Genomic DNA, 26,054 nt, shown 5'->3' with positions numbered 1-26,054 from the left:
GACACAGCGCGGGCGCCGCAGCTCCGCCCGGCCGGCGCCCAGCCGCGGTCACGGGGCTGACCGCTCGCGCGGGGCGGCGGTGCTGTCAGCGCGTTGTCTGATTCCGGCCTCTCGCCGAACCGGCCAACGCGGTCCGCGCCAGGCCGCGTAGCCACGCATGTGCGGGGTCGGTGTCATAGCGCTGATGCCAAGACAGGTACACCGCGGCCGAGGGCAGTTCGAACGGCAGCGGAAGGAGGACCAGACCGAGATCCGCGGCCGGGGCGTGTGCCGTGGATTCGGGGGCTGTGACAAGGAGGCCGGACTCGCGCACGAACTCCAGCGCGGCCCCTTCGGTGGGCGCGGTCGCCACCACACGCCGGGTGAGGCCGAGCCGCGCCAGAGCCTCGTCGACGGCGTTGTCGAACCTTCCGCGCCGCGAGACGGCGATGTGCTCGGCCTCGGCGTACTGCGCGGCGGTGACGGTCTCGACGCGGGCGAGCGGGTGTCCCCGCCGCATGACGACGACATGGCGCGTCTCGGCCACCTGTTCCGCGTGGATCTCGGGCTGGGCCGGGCGGTTCGCGTTCGCCTCGAGGTCGACCTCGCCGCGACGCAGCCCGGGGGTGTCGATGCTCGATTCCGCGATGAAGCGCAACCGCACGCCTGGCGCCTGCTGACGCACCTTTGCGAGGAGTGCGGGACCGCCGAGGGCGACGAGAGAATCGTGCCAGCGAAGAGTGAAGGTGCGCTCGAGCGTCGTGAGATCGAGTTCACGGCTTGGCGCCAGCACGCTGTGGACCTGCTGCAGCAGGTCGTGGACCTGCTCCCGAACGGCGATCGCGTACGGGGTCGGGGTCATGGAGCGGCCGGTGCGCACCAGGATCTGATCGCCCGTCGCCCTCCGGATCCGGCCGAGGCTTCGGCTCATCGCCGGGGCTGTCACATGCAGGCGCTCGGCCGCACCGGCCACGCTTCCTTCTTCGAGGAGCGCGTCGAGCGCGGCGAGCAGATTCAAATCCAATTGCATGTGAGTCACTCTAACCATTCTTCACATGCACTTGAAGTTAATGCTGCGCGCTCATACCTTCGAGGTGCGGGCGCAAGAGAGGGGCGGTTTCGCCCTCAGCGCCTCATCCCCCTGCTGAGATCGGAGTACCGCCATGCCCGACTCGATCCGGAGCACCGGCACCGCCGCAGTCACTGGTTCCTCGTCCGACGCCTCCTTGCTCGAGCAGACCGTGACCGCCGTGGGTGCGGCGGGTTCGGTGCTGCGGGAGCGGTTCGGCGGCGCGGTCCGGTACCGGACGCGCGAAGAGCTGATGCGCGCGCTCGCGGCCAACGACGACGCGGCCCTCGACGTCCTGCGCCCACGTCTCGCCTTCCTGCGTCCGGAGGCCGGCTGGGTGGCGGAGGAGTTCGAGGGCGGGGCCCTTCCTCCCGGCGAATGGTGGGTCGTGGATCCGGCCGAAGGCAACGTCAACCACCTGCACGGCCTGCCGGAATGGGCGGTGACCGCCACCCTCGTGCGCGAGAACCAGCCGGTGCTCACCGTGGTCCACCAGCCGCTGACCGGCGAGACCTGCGCCGCGCTCGCGGGCGGCGGCGCGCACCTCGACGGCCGCCCACTGCGCGTTTCGGACACCACGGACCTCGGACTGAGCCTCGTGGCCACGAGCCAGGCCAGGCCGGACGAGGACGCAGCGGTCGTACGGCGCGTCGGCTCCTCGGTCACCGCGATGCTCCTCGACGCGCTCGTGGTGCGGACCTCGGTGCCCGCGACCCTGCACCTGCTGAACGTGGCCGCCGGCCGGATCGACGCCTTCTGGCAGTTCGCCGGGGCCCGGGCGGACCTGCTGCCCGGCGCACTGCTCGTCGCCGAGGCCGGCGGACGCATCTCCGACGTCCAGGGACGCCCTTGGACGCCGGAGAGCGAGAGCTTGCTGGCCGCCGCGCCCGGTGTGCACGCCGGCGCCGTCGCCGCACTCTCGCGCTGACCACCGTCGAGAACCATGAACGCCGGAAGGACCAGATCGGCATGACCAAGATCGCCGTACTCGGAACCGGCCGCGTCGGCGGCAGCCTGTCCGCAGCCCTCACCCGCGCCGGGCATGAGGTGAGCGTGGCGGACCGCTCACCCGGCGCTGCCGCCGACGCCGCCCGGACAGGGCAGGTCGTCGTCAACGCCACGCCGGGCGCCGGCACGCTGGAACGGCTCCTCGCTCTGCGCGGGGAACTGAACGGCAAGATCCTCGTCGACGTCTCCAATGCCACCGTCGACGGACCGGACGGACTGCCCGCCCGCCTGCTCTACCCCGGCTCGAGCCTCGGGGAGCGGCTCCAGGCGGCGCTCCCCGGGACGCGCGTCGTCAAGACGCTCAACACCATGCTCTACAGGGTGATGACCGCGCCCGCCGCACTCGCCCAGCCGCCCACCGCCTTCCTCTCGGGTGAAGACCCCGAAGCCAAGCGGGTCGTCCACGGGCTTCTCGAAGACCTCGGATGGCGCCGGGAGTGGATCACGGACCTCGGCGGGATCGAGACAGCACAGGCTGCCGAGGCCGCAGTCCTGTTCGTACCTCACGTGATCCGGTCCAGCGGGTTCGCGCCCTTCGCCGTCTCGGTCGCCCGCTGACCGAACGGGAAGGCGGCGAGCTGCGAGGTGGCATCTCCGCTTCCCGTTCCGACCGGCTCACGGCACACCTCGGACCTCGGCCACCACCGAACGATCCGACGGGCACGCGTAGAGATGGCGGGCGGGGAGCGGTGAGTATAGGGGCCCCCTCCCCCATGAATGGTCCGCGTGGTGCCTGAGAGGCGATACTGAGCGGCATGTCCATGCCTTCCGCCTCCTCCTCGCCGACCGCTTTCGGGCCGCGGGTGAGGCCGGTCCGGTCATGGTCGAACCGGCCGTGTCGGTCGGTGAGCGTGATCCGGGGCCTGAAGCCGGGGCACCGGGGGCCGACGGCCGAGGCAGGCGCCGTCTCCCGGGCGGAAAGGCCACCGCCCGCGCAGGCAGCGTGCCCGGACAACCCACTCCTCAAGGACGAATCAGAACCATGCGTGTGCTCCTGGTCGAGGACGAAGAAGACCTGCGGTATGTGATCTCGACGGGCCTGAGGGACGCCGGGTACGCCGTCGACGCGGTGTCCGACTGGCCCGATGCGGACGTCATGCTCGACTTCGTGCCCTACAGCTGTGTGGTGCTCGACCGCCTCGTGCCGTCCGGAGACACTCTCTACCCGCTCCAGGAGCGCCGCCGCCGCGGCTGGACCACGCCGGTCCTGTGCCTCACGGCCCTCAACGAGGTCCCGGACCGTGTGGACGGCTTCCGTTCCGGAGCGGACGACTACCTGGCGAAACCGTTCGCCATGGTGGAACTGGTGCTGCGCGTCGGCAGTCTCGTCCGCCGGGCGCCGGAGCGGCTGCCCGTGCATCTGCGCCACGCCGACGTCGAGCTGGACGAGGCCCGACGCGAGGTGCGCCGCGCCGGCGTTCTGCTGTATCTGACCCCCAAGGAGTATGCGGTCCTGCACCAGCTCCTGCTGCACCGGGACGAGGTGGTCACCCGTACCGCGCTCATCGATCACTGCTGGGACGAGATGGCCGACCCCGTCTCGAACGTCGTCGACGCGGTCATGGCGGGCCTGCGCCGCAAGCTCGGCGCGCCCGCTCTGATCCAGACCGTACGCGGTCACGGGTTCCGGCTCACGGACGGCGCGGGGCCGTCATGACGGACGGTCCTGACGGGGAGCGGTCCGCAGGACGTCCGCGTCGCGCACCACGGCGGCTTCGGCGGCAGCCGGTGAAAACAGCGGGCACCCGGATCGTCGGGGCCGCGCGAAGCGTGCGGCCGTCCCCGGCCCGCAGGCGCCTGAGTCGTCTCCAACGGCGGCTGACCCTCGCATACACCCTGATCACACTGGCCGGGGTAGGGGCGCTGTGCTGGCTGGTGATCCGCACGGACGGACGGTCCTGGCAGGCCGCCCAGTACGAGGAGATGCGCCGCCGGGCGGCGGTGACAGCCTCGCTGATCTACTACACCGACGCCGGGATCCAGCTCGACGGCCTGTACGACGACGAGGCGACCAGCGGCCGTCCCCAGGTGCTCGTGCTCCAGACTCACGGCGACGGGCTGCGACGTGTGTTCATCTCACGCGGCCCTGCGGCGGACGTCGAGGAGGGTGCGGTCGCCCGCGTGGCGCGTAAGGCGATGGCCCAGGACGACACGGTGCGCGCGCAGGGCCTCACGAGTGCGGGACAGCCGGCCTACCTGCTGGCGCTGCCGTTCTACCACGACCGGACGCAGCAGACCTCGGGTGCCGTGGTCGTGGTCGGCGACCCCGCGAAGGGGCAGGCGGAACACCATCGGCTGGTGGTATCGGTGCTGTCCGGCTCCGGTCTCCTGGTGCTGCTGGCGGCCGTGACCGGCCACGTGCTGTCCGGGCGGAGCCTGCGTCCGGCGGCGGAGGCGCTCGACGCCCAGGAGCGGCTGCTCGCGGACGCGGCACACGAACTGCGCACACCGGTGGCCGTGATGCGCGGCTCGGTGGACCTCGCGGACGCCGACCCGGGCCGGCTTCACGCACATCTGCCGCGCTTGCGGCGGGCCACGGACCGTATGACGGACGTCGTCGACAACATCCTCACCCGCGGCCGGCTTCAGGCGGGGAACACGTTCCGTCCCGTGCCGCTGCGCCTGGATCAGCTCGTCGAGCAGGTCTGCGAGGAACTGCCGCCCGCTCGGCACACGGTGACGGCGTACCTCGACCCGTCGGTGGTGACCGCCGATCCCGAACTGGTGCGGACAGCGGTGCGCAACCTGCTCGCCAACGCGCTGCGGCACGGCCGGACCCCCGGCGACCCGCAGGACCGGGCCGAGGTGGACATCACGGTCAGCGGCACCGCGGTCACCGTGGCCGACCGGGGCGTCGGGGTGGACCCGGACGTCCTGCCCGGTCTGCTGGTCCGGTTCCGCTCTCCCGGCGGCGGCACCGGCATCGGGCTGTCGCTGGTGCGGGAGGTCGCCGCCGCGCACGGCGGAGAGGTGACGGTACGGCAGCGGCCCGGCGGCGGATCGGCCTTCGTGCTCACGCTGGGACCGGCACAGCGGCCGACGGGGCACCGCCGGGCGCCGCTGCGTTCCCCGGGCCGGAATCCCGCCTCATGAATTCCTCACGGTTCTCCGCCCAGGATGTGAACATCAGTACGTACCTTGCACAGGAGTCCGTGTGTCGAACCACGCAGCTGTACCTTTCCTCCGCCGTAGAAGCACCGTCGCCGCCGGGGCCGTCGGCGCCGTGGTGGCCCTGGGGGCCGGTGTGACACTGTCCGACGTCTTCGCGGCCACACCGGCAGCGAAGGCGGCGCCGAAGGTGACGCTCCCCACGGCCAACGCCACGTTCGACTATCAGATCGGCGGCGGGTACACCCCTGCGAAGGGGGTGGCCGCCGTGTCGCGTGACCGGTCCGCCAAGCCCGTGAAGGGTCTCTACAACATCTGCTACGTCAACGCGTTCCAGGCACAGCCGGACGCACTGGGCTGGTGGCAGAAGAACCACCCCGACCTGATCCTGCGCGACAAGAACAACCGTCCGGTGGTCGACGAGGACTGGAACGAGGCGCTTCTGGACACGTCGACGGCGGACAAGCGCACCCGGCTCGCCCAGGTGGTCGGCGAGTGGGTGGACGGCTGCGCCAAGAGCGGCTACCAGGCCGTGGAGCCGGACAACCTCGACTCCTACGAGCGCTCGGGCGGCCGCCTGGCCAAGGCGCACAACGCGGCCTTCGCCAAGCTCCTGGCCGGCCGGGCGCACGCCGCAGGGCTCGCCGTCGGACAGAAGAACACCGTCGACATGCTGCCGGAACGCACGAAGATCGGCTTCGACTTCGCCGTCGCCGAGGAGTGCGGTGAGTACAACGAGTGCGGCGACTACGCCAAGGCGTACGCGAACCGTGTCTTCGTGATCGAGTACCAGGACGGCGGCTTCAGCCGGGCCTGCGCCGGCTTCGGTGCCAAGCTCGGCATCGTCCAGCGCGATCTCGACGTCGCCCCCCGCGGGTCCGGTGGTTACGTCTTCCACACCTGCTGAGGCGGGCAGACCGACCCGGCGTCGCATCAGCGCCCCACCGACGCGCTCTCGGCCGGCCGCAGCGGTGGACCGACCGTGGGCGCGCGGGACGAGGTGATCGCGGTGGCGGACCTCGAGCCGTCGAGGACGCGCCGACCGCACACGTGGTGGAAGCAACACCCCACAACTGTGCGCGATGTCGTGAGTCTTGAGCGCCTCAGCGGTCCGGCACCGGCCGAGAAACCGCCCTCGCCGCGACCACCGGCTCCCTTCCGGGTCTTCGTGGACCAGGACGAGATCCTCCGGTCGGAGTCCTGGCGAGCCCTGGGCGGTTGACCCCAGCCGTCACGATCACCGGGCAGAGCCAGGCCGAAGAAGGCCGGCAGACGTGCTGCTCCCGGCTCGGGCCGGAACGTCAGTTCGTGTCAGCTTCCAGGGTGAGCGCCTTCAGGGTGGTGTCCAACCAGTGCAGCTCGGTGCGGCTGGTGGCGCGGGCGATGGTGAGCATGCCCTGGCGGAAGGGGTCGTCGAACTCCTCCGCGGCGACCGGGCGTTCACCCTCGTAGAAGAAGCTGCTCGGCTCCCGGAGGAAGGCAAGACGCCGCCGGAGGACGGCGGCCTGCTGGTCGGGAGCGTCCAGGTGACGCAGGAAGGCCAGCACGGTGAACCAGTGATTCTCGTCGCTGATCTCGACGCCGTCGGCCTCACGCAGGCGGTGGCGCAGCTCCTCTCGGCCCTTGCCGGTCGGAGTCAGCACATGCCGGGGTGCCGCCCGGGTGCCGGGCTCGGTCTGCCGGACCAGCAGCCCGGCCTTCTCCAGCCGCTTGACGGCCGGATAGAGCGTGCCGTCCGCGATCGGCCGGACATGGCCGGTGAGGTGGGCGACGCGCCGCTTCAGCTCGTAGCCGTGCAGCGGCTGCTGGTACAGGAAACCCAGGATCGCCAGTTCCAACACGGCATCCATCTTGCCTCACCACCTCTATATATCGGAGTCGATGTGTAGTCTCGGCGATGCTTTAGGGCGCCCGGGCAACCGGCAGCCAGGCATACGACTGAGCGGTCGAGTGATCGAGGTGGAGTTACGCGCGACGCCCAGGTGACCCCGAAGGGGCGCGAATCCGCTGGGCGGAGATGCCCGGAAACCCGCGGCGTGCCGCCCGTCTCCACCTGCACGGGCTCGGCGCCTCAGCCGCGCCGTACTTCGCGGCCTCCGCCGCGCACCCCGCCCTGGCCGGCCACCGCTCACTCCTGCTCGACCTGCCGGGCTTCGGCATCAGCGACCGTCCCGCCGACTTCGGCTACACCCTGGAGAACCACGCCGACGCCGTGGCGACGGCCCTGGAAGCGGCCGAGGTCCGGGCGGCGGACGTCATCGCGCACAGCAGAGGTCGGTATGCGGGTGAGTGCGGACGGTGTGACCGGGCGCATCACGGTCATGACCAGGTTCACCGTGACGGGTGATCAAACCGAGTTCGACCAGCTTCTCGCCGTGCACGAAGAGTACATGCGGGCCCAAGAGGGTTTCGTGGACTGCTACTTGCTCCGATCCGCCACCCGTCCGCGGCAGTTCAGCCATGTGGGGTGGTGGGAGAGCCTGGACGTGTATCGACGGATCGGTGAGAGCCCGGAGTACACGTCGCAGATGAAGGGTCTGCTTGCTCTCGCGGACATCACGGACGTCGACGTCTGCACCTTGGCCTCGGGGCACGACCGCGCACCGGACAGGCTCTCGTGAGGACGTCCGACACCACCAGCGGGTCGTACCGGGTAGCGGGGCCGCAGGACTTGTGAGCGCGCAGGCGCTCGCCCGGCACTTCGACGCGGTGACGGTCATCGAGCGTGACCGGCTGCCGTATGAGCCGGTGTCGCGTACCGGTACGCCGCAGGCCCGCCGGCCACACGCCTTGCTGTCCCGGTACGGGCGGCGGCCGTGGAGAAGCCTGTGCCCGGCATCGTTCAGGCGCTGGTCGAGGCGGGAGCCCGGCGTTTCCGGATGCCGGAGGAGACCTCGGTGCACCCGCCCGGGCCTCCCCTGCCCACGAAACGACGGCACGCCCGCCCCGGCACACCGAAACCGTCATCGCTCCCACCGACACCCACGGCCTCACCGACCCCAGAAGACCGCGGCCGCCGCACCCGGCCCGAAGCCCGCGGGCGACCGCCGCCCGCCGGTGTACCGGACGCGGGCCGAACGGCCCGTATCTCCCGGGCCTGGGCGGGGCGCAGGCTGGGAGACGGACCGGTGCAGCCGATCGCATCGCCCGGGAGGCGGATAGCGCACATGAACGTCCAGGCCGCCGACGGAGCCGGGGAAACACGGGTGCTGGTCGTCGAGGACGATCGCGGCATCGCGGAGTCCTTGGTGCGCGGGCTGCGGCAGGCGGGGTACGTGGCCGAGGGCGTCCGAAACGGCCGGGACGCCCTGGCGGCGCACACCCCCGATGTCGTCCTGCTGGACCTGGGGCTGCCCGACATCGACGGTGTCGAGGTGTGCCGGATGCTGCGCGCCCGCTCGGACGCCGCGATCATCGCGGTGACCGCGCGGGGCGAGGAGGCGGACCGGGTCGTGGCCCTGGACGAGGGCGCGGACGACTACCTGGTCAAACCGTTCGGGCTCGCCGAGCTGCTGGCGCGGATCAGGGCGGTGCTGCGCCGGCGGCGCCCGGCAGGGCCGGAAATCGTCCGGCACGGCCCGCTGGCGCTCGACCTGCGTACCCGGCAGGTGTCGGTGGACGGACGTCCGGTGTCGCTGACGCCGAAGGAGTTCGCCGTCCTCGAGTGCCTCACCGCTGATCCGGGCCGGGTGATGAGCCGACAGCAGATCCTGGAGCGTGCCTGGGACGCCCATTGGTACGGGCCGACAAAGGTGCTGGACGTGCATGTCGCGGCGCTGCGCCGCAAGCTCGGCGTGCCGGGGCTGATCGAGACGGTCTACGGGCACGGCTTCCGGCTCGGCGCGCTCCAGGAGCCCCGGGAGCACCCGTGACCCGCCGGATCTCCTGGACGCTCCTGGTCCTGACCTCCGTGCTGCTGGTACTGGCGGTCGTACCGCTGGCGGTGCTGATGACAGGACGCGAGCGCGTCACCTACCGCGACAGCCAGCGGTCAGCCACCCGGGTGATCGCCGCGGCGGCCGAGGAGCACCTCTCCGACCACAAGCCGGCGCTCACCATGCGCCGGGAGCTGGCCGCCGCGGCCCGGGCGGGCGACTGCGCCGCCGTGTACGACGCCTCCGCGCATCTGGTGGCCAGTACTCCCTGCACCGCGGCGCAGGGTGAGGAAGCGGTGGAGCTGGTGCGGGACGTCCTGGCCGGGCACGAGCCGGAGCCACCGGAGAGCGAGGGCCGGCTGCTGGCCGCGGAACCGGCCGGTGAGGTGCGGCGGCCCGCCGGCGCGGCCGTCCTGGCCCGTTCGGCGGCTCCGCTCGATGCCCGGATCGCCGCGATCTGGGGATGGTCGGCTGTGATCGGCGTCGCGGGGCTGGCCGCCTCGATGGTGCTGTCCGTGCGCCTGGCCCGCTGGGTCGGCCGCCCGCTGTCGGTGCTGGACGCCTCCGCGCGGCGGCTGGGCGAGGGCGCCCTCGACGAGCGGGCCGACGTCGGGTCCGGTCCGCCGGAGGTGCGTCGTCTGGCCGGCACCTTCAACACCATGGCGGCCCGCACGGAGGCACTGGTGCACGGTCACCGGGCCGTGATCGCGGATGTGTCCCATCAGTTGCGCACCCCGCTGGCCGCGCTGCGGCTGCGGCTCGACGTCCTGGCCACCGGAGCCGAGGACGGCATCGCCGCGGAGCTGGCCGCCGCGCAGGAGGAGATCGCCCGGCTGTCCCGGCTGGTCGACGGGCTGCTGGCCGTGGCACGTGCCGAGCAGGCCACGCCACGCCCGACAGCCGTGCGGACCGAAGCGGTGGTGGCCGAGCGGGTGGCCGCCTGGTCGCCGGTGGCCGAGGAACGCGGCGTGCGGCTGGCCGCCGTGTCCGGCGGGCCGTCGCCCGTCGTCGCGTCGGGAGCGGGTCACCTCGAGCAGATCCTCGACAACCTGATCGCCAACGCCGTGGAGGCCGTGGACGAGGACGGGAGCGTCACCCTCGACGTCCGTTCCGAGGGGGACTTCGCCCGGGTACGGGTGAGGGACGACGGTCCCGGGATGACGGCTGAGGCGAAGGAGGTCGCCTTCCGCCGGTTCGGCAACCGGGAGGCCAGAGGCACCGGGTTGGGACTGGCCATCGTCCACCGGCTGGTCACCGTCAACGGCGGCACGGCCCGGCTGGAGGACACCCCCGGCGGCGGGCTGACCGTCGAACTGCGGCTGCCGCTGTGGCGGGAGTCCGGCAGCGGGCAGGGCGGCGCGACCAAGATCTTAACCGGTTCTGAAGAAGACGTGAGTGAGTTCCCGAGCGCCGACGGCACAGCCTGAAGGTGCACGCAGCCGATCCGGTCCTCCGAATCACCAGGAGTGCTGCCATGGTGTTCTCACCCGACGACTTCCAGCCGATCCCCTCTCCGCGCAGCTCCGCGCGTGCCCGTGAGCGCGGTCTGCGGCGCAGCCGCCGTCTGACCCGGTGGATCGCCGTGACGGCCGTGGCCGGCGCAGCAGCCCTGGGCGGTTTCTACACCCACCTGCTGCCGGGAGGTTCGGCGGCCCCCGCGCCGACCGGCCCCGCACCCGTGCAGAGCCCCGCGACGTCATCGTCCGCCACCGCCGCGGGAGGGGCCGGGCAGCATGATGACGGGGGCGAACAGGGAGACGACGAGGGCGAAGGGGCAGCCCCTGCCGCACAGCCGGCACCGCAGCCCCCGGCCCAGCCGCCGGTGCCCGCCCAGCAGCAGCCCCACACGACGACGGGCGCATCATGACCACGCACGCGCCGGTGCCCTCCCCCGCCCAGGTCGTCTTCCCGGCCCTCGGCACCACGGCCGTACTGCTCGTCACCGAGCCCAGCGCCCTGCACGCCGCGGAAGCCGTGCTGCGCAGCGAACTGCACGCTGTCGACCTGACGTGCAGCCGCTTCCGGCCGGACTCCGAACTCACCCGCGTCAACCTGCGCGCAGGTGTCCCGACCGCAGTCAGTCCACGTTTCGCCGACGCTCTCGACACCGCCCTTCGAGCCGCCCGGATCACCGACGGCGCCGTCGACCCGACCGTGGGCAGCGCGGTCATCGCGCTCGGTTACGACCGCACCTTCGCCTCCCTGCGCCCCGACGACGCCCGCCCCCTGCCCGTCGCCCGCCCCGCGCCCGGCTGGCAGCGCATCGGGTGGAACCCGCGCACCCGGACGCTGTGCCTGCCGCAGCACACCCGCCTCGACCTGGGCGCCACCGCCAAGGCCCGCGCCGCCGACCGCGCCGCGCAGCAGGCCGCCGCGGCGACCGGCAGCGGAATACTGATCAGTCTCGGCGGCGACCTCGCCGTGGCCGGACGTCCGCCCGCGGGCGGATGGCGGATCGCCCTGGCCGACGACCACGCGCAGCCCGTGACGGCGCCGGGCCCCGCCGTGGCCGTCACCGGCGGTGCACTGGCGACCTCCGGCATCCGGGTGCGCGCCTGGCGGCGCGCCGGACACGCACTGCACCACATCGTCGACCCGGTCACCGGGGAACCCGCCGCAGCCGTGTGGCGCACGGCCACCGTCGCGGCCGCCACCTGCGTGGACGCCAACACCGCCAGTACGGCGGCGGTCGTGCTCGGTGAGCGGGCCGCGGGCTGGCTGCGCGCCACCGGTCTTCCCGGCCGCCTCGTGGGCACGGACGGCACCGTGCTGTGCCTCGGCGGCTGGCCGCCCGACTGCCCGGCTCCCGGGATCGGGGGTTCATGATGACGGCCCTCGCCCTGACCGGCAGCCCGCTGTGGTACGCGAGCCGTGCCGGCGGGACCCTCACGTTGATCCTGCTCACCGCGACCGTGCTGCTCGGAGTCGTCTCGGGCGGCCGGGCCGCGCCCCGCCGGATCGGCCGGTTCGAGATCGGGCTGCTGCACCGCAACCTGTCCCTGCTCACCCTGGCGTTCCTCGTCGTGCACGTGGTGACGGCGGTGCTCGATCCGTTCGTGCACCTGGGGTGGGCGGTGTCCGTGGTGCCGTTCGGGGCGCCCTACCGTCCACTCTGGCTCGGGCTGGGCACGGCCGCGCTCGACCTGCTGCTCGCGGTGCTGATCACCAGCGCGCTGCGGCACCGGCTGGGGGTACGCCGCTGGAAGGCTGTGCACCGGCTGGCCTACGCCGCCTGGCCGCTCGCCCTCTTCCACGGCGCCGGGACCGGCACCGACACCCGTCTGCCCCTCCAGCTGTGGCTCTACGCCGCCTGCCTGGCCTCGGTGGTCGCCGCCGTGTGGTGGCGCCTGCTGAAGGCGGGGCCGGGCCGGATCGCCGGACGGCTGGTGGCCGCCGTGGCCGCGACCGCCGTACCCGTGGTGCTGACCGCGTTCCTGGCCGCCGGCCCGCTGCAGCCCGGCTGGGCTCAGCGCGCCGCCACGGCGGCTCTCCTGCCCGGAGGTGGAAGGTGACCTCCTCTGCCACGGCACCGTTCGCGCCCCGGGGCTCCGGGTCCGGGCCGGGCGACCCGGCCGGACGGCTGCTCGCGGGATGGCATGCCACCGGACGACCGGCCATGTTGTCCGACCACCTCAGGCGCTACGGGCCGTCTCCCGTCGCTCTCACCTGGGGTTCGTCGATGCCGCTGGTGGACGCCGTCGAGGCGGCCGGGCTCTCCGGGCGGGGCGGTGCCGGGTTCCCCACCGCGCAGAAGCTGCGTGCCGTCACGGCGCACCGGGGCCGCACCGTGGTCGTCATCAACGCCATGGAGAGCGAACCCGCCAGCCGCAAGGACCAGTTCCTGCTCGCCGTCGCACCCCACCTGGTCCTCGACGGCGCCGTCCTGGCCGCGGCGGCGGTCGGTGCCGGTACCGTCCATGTGTGCCTGCCCCGGACCCGCACCGTCCAGTACCGGCAGCTCAGCGTCGCCCTGGAGGAACGGCGAAGGGCCCGGCTTGATCCCGTACGACTGTGTCTGCACGCCCTTCCGCACGCCTATGTCTCCAGCGAGTCGACCTCTCTGGTGCGCTGGCTGAACGGAGGTCCGGCCCGCCCGCAGGGCAGCCCACCGCCCACCCATGAACGCGGCGTGGCGCGCCGCCCCACACTCGTCCTCAACGCGGAGACTCTCGCACACCTCGCCCTCATCGCCCGCCGTGGACCTGAATGGTTCCGCCGGGCCGGCACACCGGACGAGCCCGGCACCGCGCTGATGACGGTCTCCGGGGCCGTGGCTGCCCCCGGTGTCCTGGAAGTGGCGTTCGGCACGCCGCTCGCCACGGCGCTCGAGCGTGCCGGGGGCCTCACGGAGCCTCTGGGGGCGGTCCTGCTCGGCGGCTTCGCCGGCACCTGGCTCCCGGCGGAAAGTGTTCACACGCCCCTCGCACGGCGCGACCTGGCTCCACTGGGAGCCACGCCCGGCGCGGGCGTACTCGTCGCGCTTCCCCGCTCGGCCTGCGGGCTGGGCGAGACGGCCCGGATACTCGCCTTCCTGGCGGCTCACGGCGCCCGCCAGTGCGGCCCGTGCCGCTTCGGGCTGCCCGCCGTGGCCGAGGATGCGGCCGTACTGGCCGCCGGTCAGGGGGACCTGCGGCTCCTGTCACGCCTGCGTCACCGCGTGGGTCTGCTGCCGGGCCGGGGTGCCTGCCGCCATCCGGACGGTGCGGCCCGTCTCGCCGCCTCCGCCCTGCGCACGTTTGCCGACGACGTCGACCGTCACCTCTCGCACGGCCCATGCCCCGCGGCCCGGCGGCCGCCCCGGATCCCCGTCCCGCCCGCCGTACCCCCGGAGGCCTGGCGATGACCGCGCCCCGGACGCTGCGCGTCGACCGGATCGCCTGCACGGGTCAGGGCCTGTGCGGCGAACTGCTCCCCGAGCTGATCGACCTCGACGAATGGGGCTACCCCGTCCTCAAGGACCGGACCGTCCCCGACCGGCTGCGCGCCCACGCCCGACGCGCCGTCGCGGCCTGCCCCCGTCTCGCCCTCCACACCGACGAGGTCTGACGGGACGCTCTGTCCGCCCGCGCCCAGCGGCGCGCTGCCCGTCGAAAGCAACGGTGCCGTACCTGGTGGGACGTCTTCGCTCAGCGGGTGCGGGCATGGACCGCGAGCGCGAACCGCACACCGCGTTGCCAGGAGTCGGCCCGGCGCCTCACTTGAACTGACCGCACCCCGCGGGCAACCCGTCAGACATGGGTGACGTCTTGATCGGTGGCACACGGCGCCCTCGCCCTCGCGGGCCGAGGGCTCACTCAACGGACTCTATACACTCTGTGTATACATGCCATGTATACACAGAGTGTATAGAAGTCGCCCGGACCGAAAGGCATCTATGTACGGCAAGGCATTCGCCCCGGAGTATCAGGGCGCTCTCACCGCCCTCTCCGTGAACTCCTCGCTCACCGACGTACTCGCCGCCGGCATCGAGGAGCTGGAGGCGGCACGGCGCTCGGGACGGTACGGCGAGGCGGCCCGCTGCGGTGTGGCGGTCGCCGAAGCGTACCGCCGCCTGGGACGGATCGGGGACGCGGACCGGGAGTGGAAGGCCAGTTATCGCGCGGCCCGTGCGGCCGAAGACACCGCCGCGATGGCATGGGCCCTGTGGAGCGGCGGCACACTGGCCCGGCAGCGCGGCGCGTTCCCGCTGGCCTGGCGGCTTTTGGGGTTCGCGGCCGAGTTCGGCGAGCGGGGCGGCGACGTCGTGGTGCGCGGGTACTCGCTGGCCGGGCTCGCGGAGACCGGACGCATCCAGGGCGACTACGAAGCGGTCGGCAGACTGCACGAGCAACTGCTGGCGGAGGCCCGCCGGCGGGGCGAGGCGCGGCACACCGTGTGGGCGCTGGAGGGCATCGCGCAGATCCACCGCAACACCGGCAGGTACGACAGCGCGCACGCCTTGTTCGAGGAGGCGGCCGGAATCGCCGAACGGGCCGACGACCGGCGCGGCCGTGCCTGGGCGCTCCGCGGGCTCGCCGACGTCGTCTCCGTACGGGACGGGGACACCGAGCGGGCCCTGGCGCTGCTGTCCGAGGCGGAGGCGACGTGCCGGGCGATGAACCTCTCCAGCGCGCTCGCCTACAACCACAAGATGCGCGGCAACATCCTGTACCGGGCGGGTCGTCACGCCGAGGCCAGGGACCTGTACGAACGGTCCCTGGCCGAGTTCCGGGCCATGGGCGAGCCGCGCGGAGCGGCGCTGTCCCGGCTCGGACTGGCCAAGTCCCGGGCCCGGCTGGGCCACGACCTCCACGAGATAGCTGCCGAACTCGTCGTCCTGGCAGCCGAGTTGGATCGGATCGGGCTGCGTCACGCGCGGGAGATGGTGACGCGGGCCCAGGAGGAGTTCGGCGTCGCGGCTGAGGCCGTCCGATGACGGCGCCCGCGTCCCTGCGGGCACCGGCCGCTGTGCCGCATGTCCTCGAACGCTGCCACGCGCTGGTACGGCCCGCCCTGGCAGAGGCCGTCGACCGGCTGCACCCCTGGATGCGCGAGATGGCCGCGTACTCCTTCGGCTGGTGCGAGGTGGGAGGCGCGCCGTCCTCGTCGTCCGGCGGAAAGGGGGTGCGCCAGGCCTTGGCGGTGCTCGGTGCGGAAGCTGTGGGCGGTCCGGGACCGGCCGGGGTGCCGGCGGCCGTCGCGGTGGAACTGGTGCACACCTTCTCACTGCTGCACGACGACATCATGGATGGCGACCCGGCCCGGCGACGCCGTCCGGCGGTGTGGAAGGCGTATGGCACGGGCCCCGCCGTGCTGGCCGGTGACGCGCTGTTCGCGCTGGCCGTCGAGACCCTCGCAGCGGCATCCGCCGGCCCGCAGGCCGTGCGTGTGCTGTCCGCAGCGCTGCGCGACCTGGTGCGCGGACAGGCCGACGATCTGCTGTTCGCGGAGCGTCCGTGGACAGGTCCGCGGCAAGTGCGGCCGGAGGAGTACCGGCTGATGGCCGAGCACAAGACGGGGGCGTTGCTGGGCTGCGCGACGGCGCTCGGTGCCCTGCTCGCCGGGGCCCCGCCGACGACGGCCCACGCCCTCGACCGGGCCGGCCGGCAGCTGGGCGTCGCGTTCCAGATCGTCGACGACATGCTGGGCATCTGGGGTGATCCGGAAGTCAGCGGCAAGCCCGTCCACGCGGATCTGCGGGAAGGCAAGAAGACCCTCCCGGTGCTGGCCGCGCTCGCCTCCCCGGCCCCCGAGACGCGTCGGCTCGCCCTCCTGCTGGAGCGTGCCGATGCTCCCGAGGAGACGGCCGCGCTGATCGACGCGCTGGGCGGCCGGTCCACGGCCCTGGCGCAGGCCCGCCGCCATCTCGCGGCCGCGGAGACGGCCCTCGGTGACCTGCCTCTCGAGCCTGGCCCGGTCGACGCCCTGCACGCGCTGCTGGACTTCCTCGTGCGCCGCGACCTCTGAACACGCCGGTGCCGCCCTGCCGCAGGGCCGTACGCCACCGCGCCGCCCTCCCGGACGTGGTCGGCCCTGCGGCGGGGCGGGGCGGCGCTCTCCCGCAGTGCTTGCACGATGAAGGGGCACGCCGCTTCCTCGCTGCGGGCGACCGCGCGGCCGACGATGGCACACCCGTGGCGACAACAGCAGTGGCGACAAGGGATTTCGCAGGCCACACCCGGCAGGGGTTCCGGCCGGTCGCCCTGTACGCGGACAAAGACCCGTGTTTACAGCTGGACGGTGGTGCCGGATTCGAGCAGGCTGATCGGGATCCCGGTCAGGCCCTTCTCGCCGAGGAGGTGGGCGGCGGACCGCCGGCCGAGGTCGCTGAGCATGAGTTCGTGGATCTGGACGATGCGCTCGGGCTTGACGGTGCGGACGTAGTCGGCGGCCTCGCCGAGGTTGGTCCATGGGCCGCTGGTCGGCAGGAGGAGGGTGCGCACCGGAGCGTCGGGCGCGAAGTAGGCGTCGCCCGGATGGTAGAGGGTCCCGTCGTCGAGGAGATGGCCGACGTTGTCGGGGCACGGCACGTCGGCATGGATCAGGGCGTGGCGGTGACCGTGGACGGTGACGGAGATGGAACCGACGGTGAAGGCGTCACCCGCGGCGACGGCAGGCCGCCGCGCGGGCTGGGCGGGGGGGGGGTTGGTGACCGCCTCGAACCGCTCCTGCTCATCGGGAATGCCGGCCAGGATCTTGTGGATGGTGTGCGAGACGTCCGCCCGTCGGCGCTCCTTCGGCCAGCGCGAGGACACCCACCGGCAACTGCGGATGGCCGTGTAGGCCAGTCCGACATCTTCGGCGAACATCCGGACGGCCTCACCGACGGTGAACAGGTCGTCCTTCCCGAACGGATTCGCGCCTCCGTACGAGCGCATCGGCTCGATCTCCACAGCCGCGTCCCCGAGACGCCACTGGGCGCTGCTCATCGTGGCTACCCAGTCCCGCCCCAGCTGACCAGCTCGTCATAGCGTTCCCGGGTCACACTGCCGATCATCGCGGGCACCCGGACATCATCCCCGGCGGACCCGGGTGCGGCACCCGTGTCATGCCGTCAGTTCGCCCCGGCAGGGCGTCGCTTCGCACCATCCGACCGGCCCCAGGAACCCGCCAGGACGCACAGTTGCCGCTGTGAAGCGCGATGCCAGCCGTCAAATGCACGATCTCACAACCCGGCATCCGCCACGCGCCGCCTGCGCCAGGCCCGTTTGCGGCAGATGGGAAAGCAGTACGTTGCCAAGACAGGATGTTCGCCCCCACCGTCCACGACGTCCCGCACTCCGGGCGACTGGACGTCACACCGGCCTTCACCGCCTCGGCCCTCGCCCTCGCCCGCCGCATCCGCCGCCAGTGCCGCGACCTGCACGCCGACTAACAGAACACCGCAGCCATCTTCAACGACGGCATCAGCGGATCGCCGCACCCACGACACAGCCGCGGCCCGCCATCGCGATCATCCGCGACTACGACCAGTCTCAGCCGGGGAACACCGTCTCTGCCCATGCGGTCACGTTATGACCGGTCATTGTCCAGCCCAACCAGCCGAACCGGGCAGGGAATCCTGTACTCAGGCTCTCGGGAGAGCGTCGTCATCGCTGCTGGACTGCTCGGCGAGATAGCGCTGCAGGCCGATATGACGGAACTGATAGACCGTGCCGACTTGGCGGAGTATGCCGCGATCGTGCGCGTCCTGGAGAAACGCCATCAACGACCACGGGGCATGATCCCGCATCGCCAGGCAGGCCTTGGTTACGGCGAACTGCGCCCATGCCGTCTCCCTGAATCCGACATAGAACCCACGCGCCAGTCCTGCAGCGAGCCCGAGGGCCAGCCCGCCACCGATACCCAACGCCGGTATGACCCAGAAACTGCTCTTCAGCCCGAACGCCCAGACGCCCCAGGCCCCGAACCCCAAGACATACAGCAGCATGATCTGGAGGAAGATCCGGCGATCTTGCACGACCAACGTCCCCGGCCCGACCCGGACGGCAAGGTCAGCCCGCTCCAGCGTCAGCCTTCCGTTGAAACGGCTCCAGAGTATGCCCGCAGCGATCAGGACGATGTACTGGAGGACGACGCGCGCACCGACGAACTGGTACAGGGCTAGTGCTGTCATGAGCGCCGCCAGGAGCCCGAAGTGGAGAGCGGACCGGAACCGGGAGCTCGGGTACACGACGGCGTCCGACTTGCTGAAGCCGAAAGCGGAAGCCAAGCCGCACATCAGGCCGGCGACCAGCATGCCGCCAAGCCCCCAGACGAGCCCCCAGACGAGCCCAGAGCTGAGCCAGGAGCTGAGACCGGCAACAAGGCCGACGGTAACGGCACCGATGAGAGCGGTCGCCGATCCGGCGGTATTTTCTCGCTGCTCGGCAGGCACCGCCGAGCCGAGTTCCCACCAGGCCAAGTCCGTACTGCCGCCGCGGTGGACTTCCAAGTGCCGGGCAAGGGTGGCGAGCGTGTGACGAGCTTGCTGCGCGGACCAGTGGGAAGGCTTGCTGTGTGCATCCCGGTCCTCGTAGACGGCTGTGATGAAGTGGCTGAAAAGATGACGCTCCAGCTCGTCGCGGGTACCCAACACCGTGGTGTCGCACAACTCATCCGGGTGCGGAGTCGGCTCGGTGGCCCCGACTCGGGGCGACGGGGCGTAGATGGTGCGCGCGAGGAACAGGCCCAGCGGTGTGATCAACACCTGGCCGACGGGAGTGTCGCTTCCCAGACGGGCGATGACCGCATCCCATCGCTCGGCATGGGGAAGACCGCTGCGCAGATACTCGGCGGCCGGGCCCGGGGTGAGCGGTACCAACTGGATGCCTACGGCACCATCGAGCCGCCTGGCATCCAGCCCATTCAGGGCAGCGCGGTAGGCGTCGGTGCGGCTGGACAGGACCAAAGGCTGCGTGCGCCAAGCCCTGTTGATCTCGTGGAGGGCCACAGCGTGCAGGGCAGGCGGAATTTCGTCGAACCCGTCCAGGAGCGGCAGAATATGGCCGCGGTCCACCAGAGCTTGGGCCCGGTCGGTCTCCGGCGACTCCGCGGAGGCAGGATGCCCGAGATCGACATTGTGGTGGAGGCGCAGTTGCTCGGCCATCCACTTTTTCAGACCGCCCGACTCGAGAGGGTTCCAGGACGCGAGAGAAAACAGCACCGGCACCGGGCCGCTGCTCCCCGGTCGTGCCAGTTCCTGCAGCAGACGGATCAGCAGCACGGTCTTGCCGGATCCGGGCTCGCCCAGGACCACTAGGCGGCGCGTGGGCACCCGCTTGGTGAAGACCTCGCCGATCTGCGTGTAGGTACCCTCTAGCCCTGCCTCGTCCACCGGCCACGCGCCGGCATCACCGGGCGGACCATCGGGCAAGCCACGGGCGGCCTTGACCACGTCCGCCCAGTCTGCAACCAGTCCGGACCTGGCGGGCCGCCAAGCAACTGGCAGCGCATAGGACTCGACTACATCGCGCTGGGTGGCCTTAGCCTCCCACTCCCGCCGGACGTCTGCTGCCAGCTCCTTCGTCACCGCGGCCAGGTCCTTTGCGGCCTCGGCGCGGCCCGCACGAAAATCAGCCCAGCCCAGTGCGACCGTGACAGCGGCTGCAACCACCTGGGAGACGGTTGCAACCGTCTCCTGCTCGATGTACGACTTCAGCCCCACTGCCAAGACCAGCGTGACTACCGCCGTCAGCAACAGCATCCTTCGGACGCCTTGCAGCCCTCGGCCGATCCCCCGTGTACGCACGTCGAGTCATCATGCCGCACCCCATGCCGACGGGGACACCATTCGCGACGAATCCGACCACTCCAGCTGACTATTGGCATGCTGGCATCAGGCACAGGCTCTTACGGGTCTGTGCAGCGAGCGGAGCCCAGCTCGCCGCATGGGCCAAAGGGCACTGGAAGATCGAAAAACTTCTGCACCACGTCCGGGACCGCACCTTCCGCGAGGACGACCCCACGATCCGCACGGGCCACCTGCCCCGGGTCATGGCGGGACTGCGCAACCTCGCCATCGGCATCCACCGCCAGGACGGACAGACCGACATCGCCGCCGCCCTGCGCCACGCCGCCCGCGACTGCCACCGGCCACTGGCCGCCCTCGGCCTCACCGGATGAATCCGGACAGATCTTGATCTTGCAACGGCCCCTGGCCGCCCCGGCCCTGAGCACCGTGTACTTCGACGTCCCGGAGGCCGGACGACACCGTGCGCACGGGATGCCGGCCGTCCTGAACGGCACGCCCATGCCCCCGGAAGCCCCCACCGCGCGTCTTCGTCTCGAGGTGCGTTCCTCCACCTGACGGCGTCGACGGAACGCGTCTCAGGACACCGCGGGTACGCCTTCCTTGCGCATCGTTCCCAGAACGGCGTGCGCCATCACCGACTCGCCCCGCGCGTTGGGGTGCAGCGGGGCTGCCGCAGACGCCGGGTGGAGCGGCTCCACGTAGCGGCGGCCGGCCGGTGCACAGGCGTCGTGGTCCGTGCTGGGCGCGTAGGTGTCCACGTAGATCGCGCCCGTCTCCTCGGCACGCTGCCGCAGCATACGGTTGAGGGAGAGTTCGGTCCGGCGCAGGAAGTCCACATCCCCGGGGGCGAGGACCATGCCCGCACAACTGGTCTTCCGGGCCGGCAACAACGCCGGATACCCCACCACGAAGACAGCGGCCCGCGGGGCGCGCCCGGCGATGGTGACGAGTGTCCGAGCCAGGCGGGCCCCGGCGGCGTCGATACGCTTCTGGAGCCGGTCGGCGTCGGCCCGGAGATACCGTCGCCTGCACGGCGCGTCCCGGCCGAAGAGCTGTGCGCCGCCGGTCAGGCGGTACACCAGGCCCTGTGCGACACAGCGCTCGAACACCTCGCTGAAGCCGACATCGTTGCCCCCGATCCCCAGGGTCACCAGCCGGGTACGCCGGTTCAGTGCGGTGATCTGGGCGGCATTGACTCCGTCGCCCGTGTCCTGGGTGGCGGACAGAGAGGCGATCGTGGCGCCGGAGCAGCTCATGTCCCGGACGTCTGCCGCGGGAATGCCGAGCTCACGCGCCACGAGCGCCGGGTAGTTACGGGTGGAGCGGGCACATCCCGGAGGCCTGCCCGTCTGGTCGGGTATGCGGGGACCGGACGTGTACGAGTCACCGAGAGCCACGTAGGGCATGTCCGAGGGCGTGTCCGGCCCGGTCCCCGCGTACTGCCTGGCGATGACGATCGCCGACAGAACCAGGACGGCGAGCAGCGCACCGGCTCTCAGCACCATCTTGCGGGATCGCACTCGCCCCTCCGAACCGGATCGCACCACAGGCCGCATCGTCGGACACCACCACGCCGCCGCAGGAACGATGCCGTCGGCAGGTCCTCCGTGACACCGGTGCGCGACCGGCAGGAATGCCACCGGAACGCCAGGGGAGGCCGGACGTGACATGGACGCCCCTGGCAGCGGACAAGTGGTGAGAGCGCGTCAGTCGTTGACGCCGACGCGGTCCAGGATGCCTTCGCCGGGCTTCCCGGGTCATCCGGCGGAAGGAGGAGGCCGGCTGCTGCGATCGCACCAAGGGGGTGCTCTGTCTGCAACGACCGCACTACGGCCGTGGCTCGCCTGTGGCAGCGGAGGCCGGAAACCGGTCAGACGGCGGGTTCGAGCACCGCGTCGATGCTGGAGGCTCCCGAGTCGGGCACCTTGGGCTGGCGCCAGGCCTCCACGGAGAAGGCGACGGTCACCAATGAGCAGAACAGCCAGAGCAGTCGTTTGTCGGGCTCCGAGATGTCGTCCATGGAGATCTCCCGCAGGCGGGCCGCGCCGGACTTCAGCAGCGGGAAGGCGACCTCGTAGAACGCGTCGAGCTCGTCCATCGTGCTGGCGATCCGCTTGGCGTAGCGGGCCTTCTCGGTGGGGATCGCCCAGTCGGCGAAGGGGTCCAGGGCCTCGAAGCCCTCGGGGAACGTGCCGGCCATGGTGTGGTCCTCCTCGGGGATCAGGATGCTGCCGGGTCGCCGGACGTGCGGCGCCGGTGTTCGCGGACGTACTCCTGGGCGGTGTGGTGGAGGTGGCGCAGGAGTACCTCCTGGTCGTTGAGGGGGAAGCGGTCCACGGTGCCCGACTCGAGCATCGTCTGGGTCGCCTCCAGGGTGTTGCCGTCCTGGAGGCCGTACTCCTTGAACGAGACGGCGGCCAGTTCCTGCTGGAGCCGCTCGAAGGCGTTCTTCGGCGGGACGAAGTAGCACGTCCCCTCGAAGATGTGCGTGTGGTACGAGGTAGGCCAGTAGTGGTACGTGAGGACCCAGTTCGGCCGCCAGATCAGCAGCATGAAGTTGGGGAAGAAGACGAAGGAGTCCATGCCCCAGCGGTGGTCCCTGGTGGGATTGACGGCCGGCGGCAGGTCCTCCGTGGCCATGCCGATGTCCGGTGCGTCCCACGGGCCGAACAGGCCGCTGCGCAGTGCCGCCTCGATGGGCTTGACCATCTCGCGGTCGTGCGGCGGGGCGATGCCGCCCCAGGACGACACCATGCTGTGCGGGCCGTCGATGTCGTAGTGGAGCGCCTCGTAACCGTACTTGGCGATCCGCCGGGCCTGGTCGGGCATGTACTGGCCGGAGTGCAGGATCGGGGCGTGGTAGAACTCGGCGAACGCGTCGATGAAGAGCTTCCAGTTGCTGCCGACCTCGGCGCGGAACTTGTGGACCTGGGTCAGCTTGTGGAACGGGTAGCCTTCGATGCCCTTGGCCAGTTCCCCGAGGTACTCCCGCAGCGGGGTCGTGTTCCGGGTGTCGAGGTTCACGAAGACGAAGCCCTCCCACACCTCCGTCTGGACCTGTTTGAGTCCGTAGGCGGACTTGTCCAGGTCGAAGAACTCGCTCTCCTGCTGGACGAAGGCGAGTTCGCCGTCCAGGCCGTAGCGCCAGGCGTGGTACTTGCAGGTGAACTGGCGGCAGACGCCGCTGGTCTCCTCGCGCGGGAAGTCGTTCCACACCAGCTTGTTGCCGCGGTGCCGGCAGACGTTGTGGAAGGCGCGCACCTCACCGTCGGTGCCGCGCGCCACGATCACGGACGTCCGTGCCGCGTCCAGCTCCTTAGTGAAGTAGCTTCCCTTGCGCGGGAGTTGCTCGACGCGTCCGACGTTGAGCCAGGTCCGCTTGAAGATGGCCTCCCGCTCCAGCTCGTAGTGCTCCGGCGAGATCGAGTCCGCGTAGGAGACCGGCCGGGTGTCCACCTTGAGGTGCTCGGTCCAGCTGCCCTCTTCGGGCTTCTTGAAATGCGCCATGGGGTCGGGCCCTCCAGTCGACGACGCCGCTCGTCCAGTCGATAACTCTGATCTCTTGACACGAGAACCGTATTCTCAATTTTGCGTAATCGTCAAGGATGCCCGCGGAGTTCACGCTTCAGGTCGGCTCGACCCCGAGAAGCCGGCCGCCCCGGCAAGCGGGCGACGGATGGCGGTAATAGTCTTCTCCAGAAGTGAGAGGCAAGCTATCGTCCCGTTGTCCGTGCCGCGCAGGAGGTGATGCGGTGACGCGCATCGTGTATCGCCCGGGCTCCGCAGCCGGGACTCCGCGGTCAGGGACCGCCCGCCCCTCCGCCGAGCGGGGTGGTGAGCCGCCGAGGCACCCGAGACGCCACGACGAAGGGAACGCCCCACTTCAATGCCGGACTACGACGCGATCGACTTCTTCCGGGACGATGCGCTCGTCGCGGACCCCTACCCCTACTTCGACCACCTGCGCGCGCGGTGCCCCCTGCGGCGCGAGCCGCACCACGACGTGGTGATGGTGACGGGCTACGAGGAGGCGGTGCAGATCTACAACGACCACGAGACGTTCTCCTCGTGCACGTCGGTCACCGGTCCCTTCCCCGGGTTCCCGGTTCCCCTGGAGGGGGACGACATCAGCGATCTGATCGCACGGCACCGTGACGAACTGCCCATGAGCGACCAGCTCCCCACCCTCGACCCGCCCACGCACACCGCCCACCGGGCCCTCCTGATGCGTCTGATCACGCCCAAGCGCCTCAAGGAGAACGAGGCCGCCATGTGGCACCTCGCCGACAGCCTCCTGGACGAGTACCTGGCCCGGGGAGAAGGGGACTTCGTCCGCGACTTCGCGGGCCCCTTCACCCTGCTCGTCATCGCCGACCTGCTCGGTGTGCCCGAGGGGGACCGGACGGAGTTCCGCGCCAGGCTGCAGCGCCCGGAGGCGGCGAACGGGCCCGGCATCGGCAGCACCGGCGAGGAGACCTTGGAGCACACACCTCTGGAGTACCTCTACGGGCGGTTCACCACATACATCGGGGAGCGCCGTCGCGCCCCCCGCGGGGACGTGCTGAGCGGGCTGGCGACCGCCACGTTCCCCGACGGGTCGACTCCGCAGACCGCCGACGTGGTGCGGGTCGCGGCCAACCTGTTCGCGGCCGGCCAGGAGACGACCGTCCGTCTGCTCGGCTCCGCGCTCCGCGTCCTCGCCGAACGCCCCGAGCTGCAGCGGCTGCTGCGGGCCGAGCGGCAGCGCATCCCGCTGTTCATCGAGGAGTCGCTGCGCACGGAGAGCCCGATCAAGGGCGACTTCCGGCTGGCGAGGAGGGCCACGACCGTGGGCGGCGTGGAACTGCCCGCCGGCACCACGGTGATGCTGGTCAACAGTGCCGCGAACCGCGATCCGCGCCAGTTCGCCGATCCGGCGGCTTTCGATGTCGAGCGCCCGAACGCCCGGCGCCATATCGCCTTCGGCCGGGGCATCCACAGCTGCCCGGGGGCGCCGCTGGCCCGGGCCGAGGCACGGGTGGCGATCGAACGGCTCCTGGACCGGACGACGGACATCAGGATCTCCGAGCAGGCGCACGGGCCGTCCGGCGACCGCCGCTACCGCTATGTCCCGACGTTCATCCTGCGCGGCCTGACCGAGCTGCGTCTGGAGTTCGACACCCGCGAGAGCGAGGCGCGATGAAGGCCACGGTGGACGACGACCGCTGCCGCGGGCACGGTGTGTGCCTCGGTATCTGTCCCGAGGTCTTCGACCTCAACGACGACGGGTATTCCGTGGTGCTTCTGCCCGAGATCCCCGTACGGCACGAGCAGTCGGTGCGCAGGGCCGCCGCCCTGTGTCCCGAGCACGCCATCACGACGACGTGACGCGCGTCCGGACAGAGGAGAGCTGATGCCCAAGGGCTATGTCGTCATGACCGAGGCCGTCCGGGACGAGGAGGCCATGGCCGCCTACGGCAGAGCCGCCGCCGTGTCGATGGCCGAGGCCGGCGCCCGCGTCCGGGCCGTCGACGGCCGTCCCCAGGTCCTGGAGGGCGACTGGCACGGCGACCGGACCGTCATCCTCGAGTTCGACTCGGTGGAGGCGGCCCGCGCCTGGTACGAGTCGGCCGGCTACCGGGCGGCCCGACCACTGCGGCAGGCCGCGGCCGTCACCAACGCCGTCATCGTCGCCGGGTTCGAACCGCCGGTGCGGGTGGCCGGTCAGGAGGGCACGCTGAGATCCTTGATGTTGGCCACGAAGCCCGAGCCGGGCAGGAAGGTGAACGTGGAGAACAGTTCGCGGCCCGACTTGGTGGACGCG

At 71.3% G+C, this 26,054-nt stretch carries 26 protein-coding genes and 3 pseudogenes; 21 read left to right on the top strand and 8 right to left on the bottom strand.

The window, feature by feature from the left end:
• Positions 1-85 precede the first annotated feature (85 nt).
• Positions 86-1,009, bottom strand: a complete 924-nt coding sequence (locus ABZ862_RS30420; RefSeq protein WP_360964959.1) for a LysR family transcriptional regulator — start codon at positions 1,007-1,009, stop codon at positions 86-88.
• 133 nt (positions 1,010-1,142) lie between these two features.
• Between ABZ862_RS30420 and ABZ862_RS30415 the strand changes: the two genes are divergently transcribed.
• The 5 genes from ABZ862_RS30415 to ABZ862_RS30395 all read left to right on the top strand — a co-directional run bounded on the left by ABZ862_RS30415 (position 1,143) and on the right by ABZ862_RS30395 (position 6,071).
• Complete coding sequence (locus ABZ862_RS30415) at positions 1,143-1,976, top strand: inositol monophosphatase family protein (RefSeq protein WP_360964955.1); 834 nt, start codon at positions 1,143-1,145, stop codon at positions 1,974-1,976.
• 41 nt (positions 1,977-2,017) lie between these two features.
• Complete coding sequence (locus tag ABZ862_RS30410; RefSeq protein WP_360964952.1) at positions 2,018-2,614, top strand: NAD(P)-binding domain-containing protein; 597 nt, start codon at positions 2,018-2,020, stop codon at positions 2,612-2,614.
• Between the two features lie 424 nt (positions 2,615-3,038).
• Complete coding sequence (locus tag ABZ862_RS30405) at positions 3,039-3,713, top strand: response regulator transcription factor (protein WP_360964949.1); 675 nt, start codon at positions 3,039-3,041, stop codon at positions 3,711-3,713.
• A 71-nt stretch (positions 3,714-3,784) separates the two neighbouring features.
• Complete coding sequence (locus ABZ862_RS30400) at positions 3,785-5,149, top strand: HAMP domain-containing sensor histidine kinase (protein ID WP_360964946.1); 1,365 nt, start codon at positions 3,785-3,787, stop codon at positions 5,147-5,149.
• A gap of 61 nt (positions 5,150-5,210) precedes the next feature.
• Positions 5,211-6,071: an endo alpha-1,4 polygalactosaminidase gene (locus ABZ862_RS30395; protein WP_360964943.1), complete on the top strand. Its 861-nt coding sequence runs from the start codon at positions 5,211-5,213 to the stop codon at positions 6,069-6,071.
• 394 nt (positions 6,072-6,465) lie between these two features.
• Here the strand turns inward: ABZ862_RS30395 and ABZ862_RS30390 are convergent, their stop codons facing one another.
• Positions 6,466-7,005 (bottom strand): PadR family transcriptional regulator, encoded by a 540-nt coding sequence (locus ABZ862_RS30390; RefSeq protein ID WP_360965132.1) that lies wholly within the window; start codon positions 7,003-7,005, stop codon positions 6,466-6,468.
• A 176-nt stretch (positions 7,006-7,181) separates the two neighbouring features.
• Here ABZ862_RS30390 and ABZ862_RS30385 point away from each other — a divergent pair.
• The 11 genes and pseudogenes from ABZ862_RS30385 to ABZ862_RS30335 form a co-directional block, all read left to right on the top strand.
• Positions 7,182-7,439: pseudogene (locus tag ABZ862_RS30385) on the top strand (alpha/beta fold hydrolase); the annotation flags it as partial.
• Positions 7,440-7,485: 46 nt separating this feature from the next.
• Positions 7,486-7,785 (top strand): antibiotic biosynthesis monooxygenase, encoded by a 300-nt coding sequence (locus ABZ862_RS30380; protein WP_360964940.1) that lies wholly within the window; start codon positions 7,486-7,488, stop codon positions 7,783-7,785.
• Positions 7,786-8,331: 546 nt separating this feature from the next.
• A complete protein-coding gene (locus ABZ862_RS30375) occupies positions 8,332-9,036 on the top strand; it encodes a response regulator transcription factor (RefSeq protein ID WP_360964937.1) in 705 nt (234 codons plus the stop codon).
• On the top strand, positions 9,033-10,466 hold the full coding sequence (locus ABZ862_RS30370) for an ATP-binding protein (protein ID WP_360964934.1): 1,434 nt from the start codon (positions 9,033-9,035) through the stop codon (positions 10,464-10,466). The genes ABZ862_RS30375 and ABZ862_RS30370 overlap by 4 nt, the downstream gene beginning before the upstream one ends.
• Before the next feature lie 47 nt (positions 10,467-10,513).
• The gene (locus tag ABZ862_RS30365; protein WP_360964931.1) at positions 10,514-10,906 is read left to right on the top strand and encodes a hypothetical protein; all 393 of its coding nucleotides are present in this window, start codon (positions 10,514-10,516) and stop codon (positions 10,904-10,906) included.
• Entirely contained in the window at positions 10,903-11,865 is a 963-nt protein-coding gene (locus ABZ862_RS30360; RefSeq protein WP_360964928.1) for an FAD:protein FMN transferase, read from the top strand. Before ABZ862_RS30365 ends, ABZ862_RS30360 begins: the two co-directional genes overlap by 4 nt.
• Positions 11,862-12,551, top strand: a complete 690-nt coding sequence (locus tag ABZ862_RS30355) for a ferric reductase-like transmembrane domain-containing protein (RefSeq protein WP_360964925.1) — start codon at positions 11,862-11,864, stop codon at positions 12,549-12,551. Before ABZ862_RS30360 ends, ABZ862_RS30355 begins: the two co-directional genes overlap by 4 nt.
• 104 nt (positions 12,552-12,655) lie before the next feature.
• Complete coding sequence (locus tag ABZ862_RS30350) at positions 12,656-13,882, top strand: NADH-ubiquinone oxidoreductase-F iron-sulfur binding region domain-containing protein (RefSeq protein WP_360964922.1); 1,227 nt, start codon at positions 12,656-12,658, stop codon at positions 13,880-13,882.
• Positions 13,879-14,085, top strand: coding sequence for a ferredoxin (locus ABZ862_RS30345; protein WP_360964919.1), 207 nt, complete (start codon positions 13,879-13,881; stop codon positions 14,083-14,085). Before ABZ862_RS30350 ends, ABZ862_RS30345 begins: the two co-directional genes overlap by 4 nt.
• Before the next feature lie 328 nt (positions 14,086-14,413).
• Positions 14,414-15,454 carry a tetratricopeptide repeat protein gene (locus ABZ862_RS30340; RefSeq protein ID WP_360964916.1) on the top strand — a complete coding sequence of 347 codons (1,041 nt, stop codon included), beginning with the start codon at positions 14,414-14,416 and terminating at the stop codon, positions 15,452-15,454.
• Complete coding sequence (locus ABZ862_RS30335) at positions 15,451-16,485, top strand: polyprenyl synthetase family protein (RefSeq protein ID WP_360964913.1); 1,035 nt, start codon at positions 15,451-15,453, stop codon at positions 16,483-16,485. The genes ABZ862_RS30340 and ABZ862_RS30335 overlap by 4 nt, the downstream gene beginning before the upstream one ends.
• 260 nt (positions 16,486-16,745) lie before the next feature.
• Here the strand turns inward: ABZ862_RS30335 and ABZ862_RS30330 are convergent, their stop codons facing one another.
• Positions 16,746-17,447, bottom strand: coding sequence for a DUF6192 family protein (locus ABZ862_RS30330; protein WP_360964910.1), 702 nt, complete (start codon positions 17,445-17,447; stop codon positions 16,746-16,748).
• A 317-nt stretch (positions 17,448-17,764) separates the two neighbouring features.
• On the opposite strand from ABZ862_RS30330, the gene ABZ862_RS30325 reads away from it, so the two are divergent.
• Positions 17,765-17,893: a hypothetical protein gene (locus ABZ862_RS30325; protein ID WP_360964907.1), complete on the top strand. Its 129-nt coding sequence runs from the start codon at positions 17,765-17,767 to the stop codon at positions 17,891-17,893.
• Between the two features lie 192 nt (positions 17,894-18,085).
• On the opposite strand, the gene ABZ862_RS30320 is transcribed toward ABZ862_RS30325, so the two are convergent.
• Entirely contained in the window at positions 18,086-20,203 is a 2,118-nt protein-coding gene (locus ABZ862_RS30320) for an NACHT domain-containing protein (protein ID WP_360964904.1), read from the bottom strand.
• A gap of 290 nt (positions 20,204-20,493) precedes the next feature.
• On the opposite strand from ABZ862_RS30320, the gene ABZ862_RS30315 reads away from it, so the two are divergent.
• Positions 20,494-20,622: a hypothetical protein gene (locus tag ABZ862_RS30315; RefSeq protein ID WP_360964901.1), complete on the top strand. Its 129-nt coding sequence runs from the start codon at positions 20,494-20,496 to the stop codon at positions 20,620-20,622.
• 204 nt (positions 20,623-20,826) lie between these two features.
• Here the strand turns inward: ABZ862_RS30315 and ABZ862_RS30310 are convergent, their stop codons facing one another.
• The 3 genes from ABZ862_RS30310 to ABZ862_RS30300 all read right to left on the bottom strand — a co-directional run bounded on the left by ABZ862_RS30310 (position 20,827) and on the right by ABZ862_RS30300 (position 23,758).
• Entirely contained in the window at positions 20,827-21,771 is a 945-nt protein-coding gene (locus ABZ862_RS30310; RefSeq protein ID WP_360964898.1) for an SGNH/GDSL hydrolase family protein, read from the bottom strand.
• 350 nt (positions 21,772-22,121) lie between these two features.
• The gene (locus tag ABZ862_RS30305; RefSeq protein ID WP_360964895.1) at positions 22,122-22,451 is read right to left on the bottom strand and encodes a hypothetical protein; all 330 of its coding nucleotides are present in this window, start codon (positions 22,449-22,451) and stop codon (positions 22,122-22,124) included.
• 20 nt (positions 22,452-22,471) lie between these two features.
• The gene (locus ABZ862_RS30300; protein WP_360964892.1) at positions 22,472-23,758 is read right to left on the bottom strand and encodes an aromatic ring-hydroxylating dioxygenase subunit alpha; all 1,287 of its coding nucleotides are present in this window, start codon (positions 23,756-23,758) and stop codon (positions 22,472-22,474) included.
• A 379-nt stretch (positions 23,759-24,137) separates the two neighbouring features.
• Here ABZ862_RS30300 and ABZ862_RS30295 point away from each other — a divergent pair, with 379 nt between their 5' ends.
• From ABZ862_RS30295 to ABZ862_RS30285, 3 genes and pseudogenes are all read left to right on the top strand, one after another.
• Positions 24,138-25,433 carry a cytochrome P450 gene (locus ABZ862_RS30295; protein WP_360964889.1) on the top strand — a complete coding sequence of 432 codons (1,296 nt, stop codon included), beginning with the start codon at positions 24,138-24,140 and terminating at the stop codon, positions 25,431-25,433.
• Positions 25,430-25,618 (top strand): ferredoxin, encoded by a 189-nt coding sequence (locus ABZ862_RS30290; protein WP_360964886.1) that lies wholly within the window; start codon positions 25,430-25,432, stop codon positions 25,616-25,618. Before ABZ862_RS30295 ends, ABZ862_RS30290 begins: the two co-directional genes overlap by 4 nt.
• Before the next feature lie 25 nt (positions 25,619-25,643).
• Positions 25,644-25,871 (top strand): annotated as a pseudogene (locus ABZ862_RS30285) (DUF1330 domain-containing protein); the annotation flags it as partial.
• Positions 25,872-25,966: 95 nt separating this feature from the next.
• On the opposite strand, the pseudogene ABZ862_RS30280 reads toward ABZ862_RS30285, so the two are convergent.
• A pseudogene (locus tag ABZ862_RS30280) lies at positions 25,967-26,054 on the bottom strand (carbohydrate ABC transporter permease); the annotation flags it as partial.

The organism is Streptomyces sp. NPDC047000 (genome assembly GCF_040644295.1).
Lineage (GTDB): Bacteria > Actinomycetota > Actinomycetes > Streptomycetales > Streptomycetaceae > Streptomyces.
This window is presented reverse-complemented; position numbering and strand designations above follow the sequence as displayed.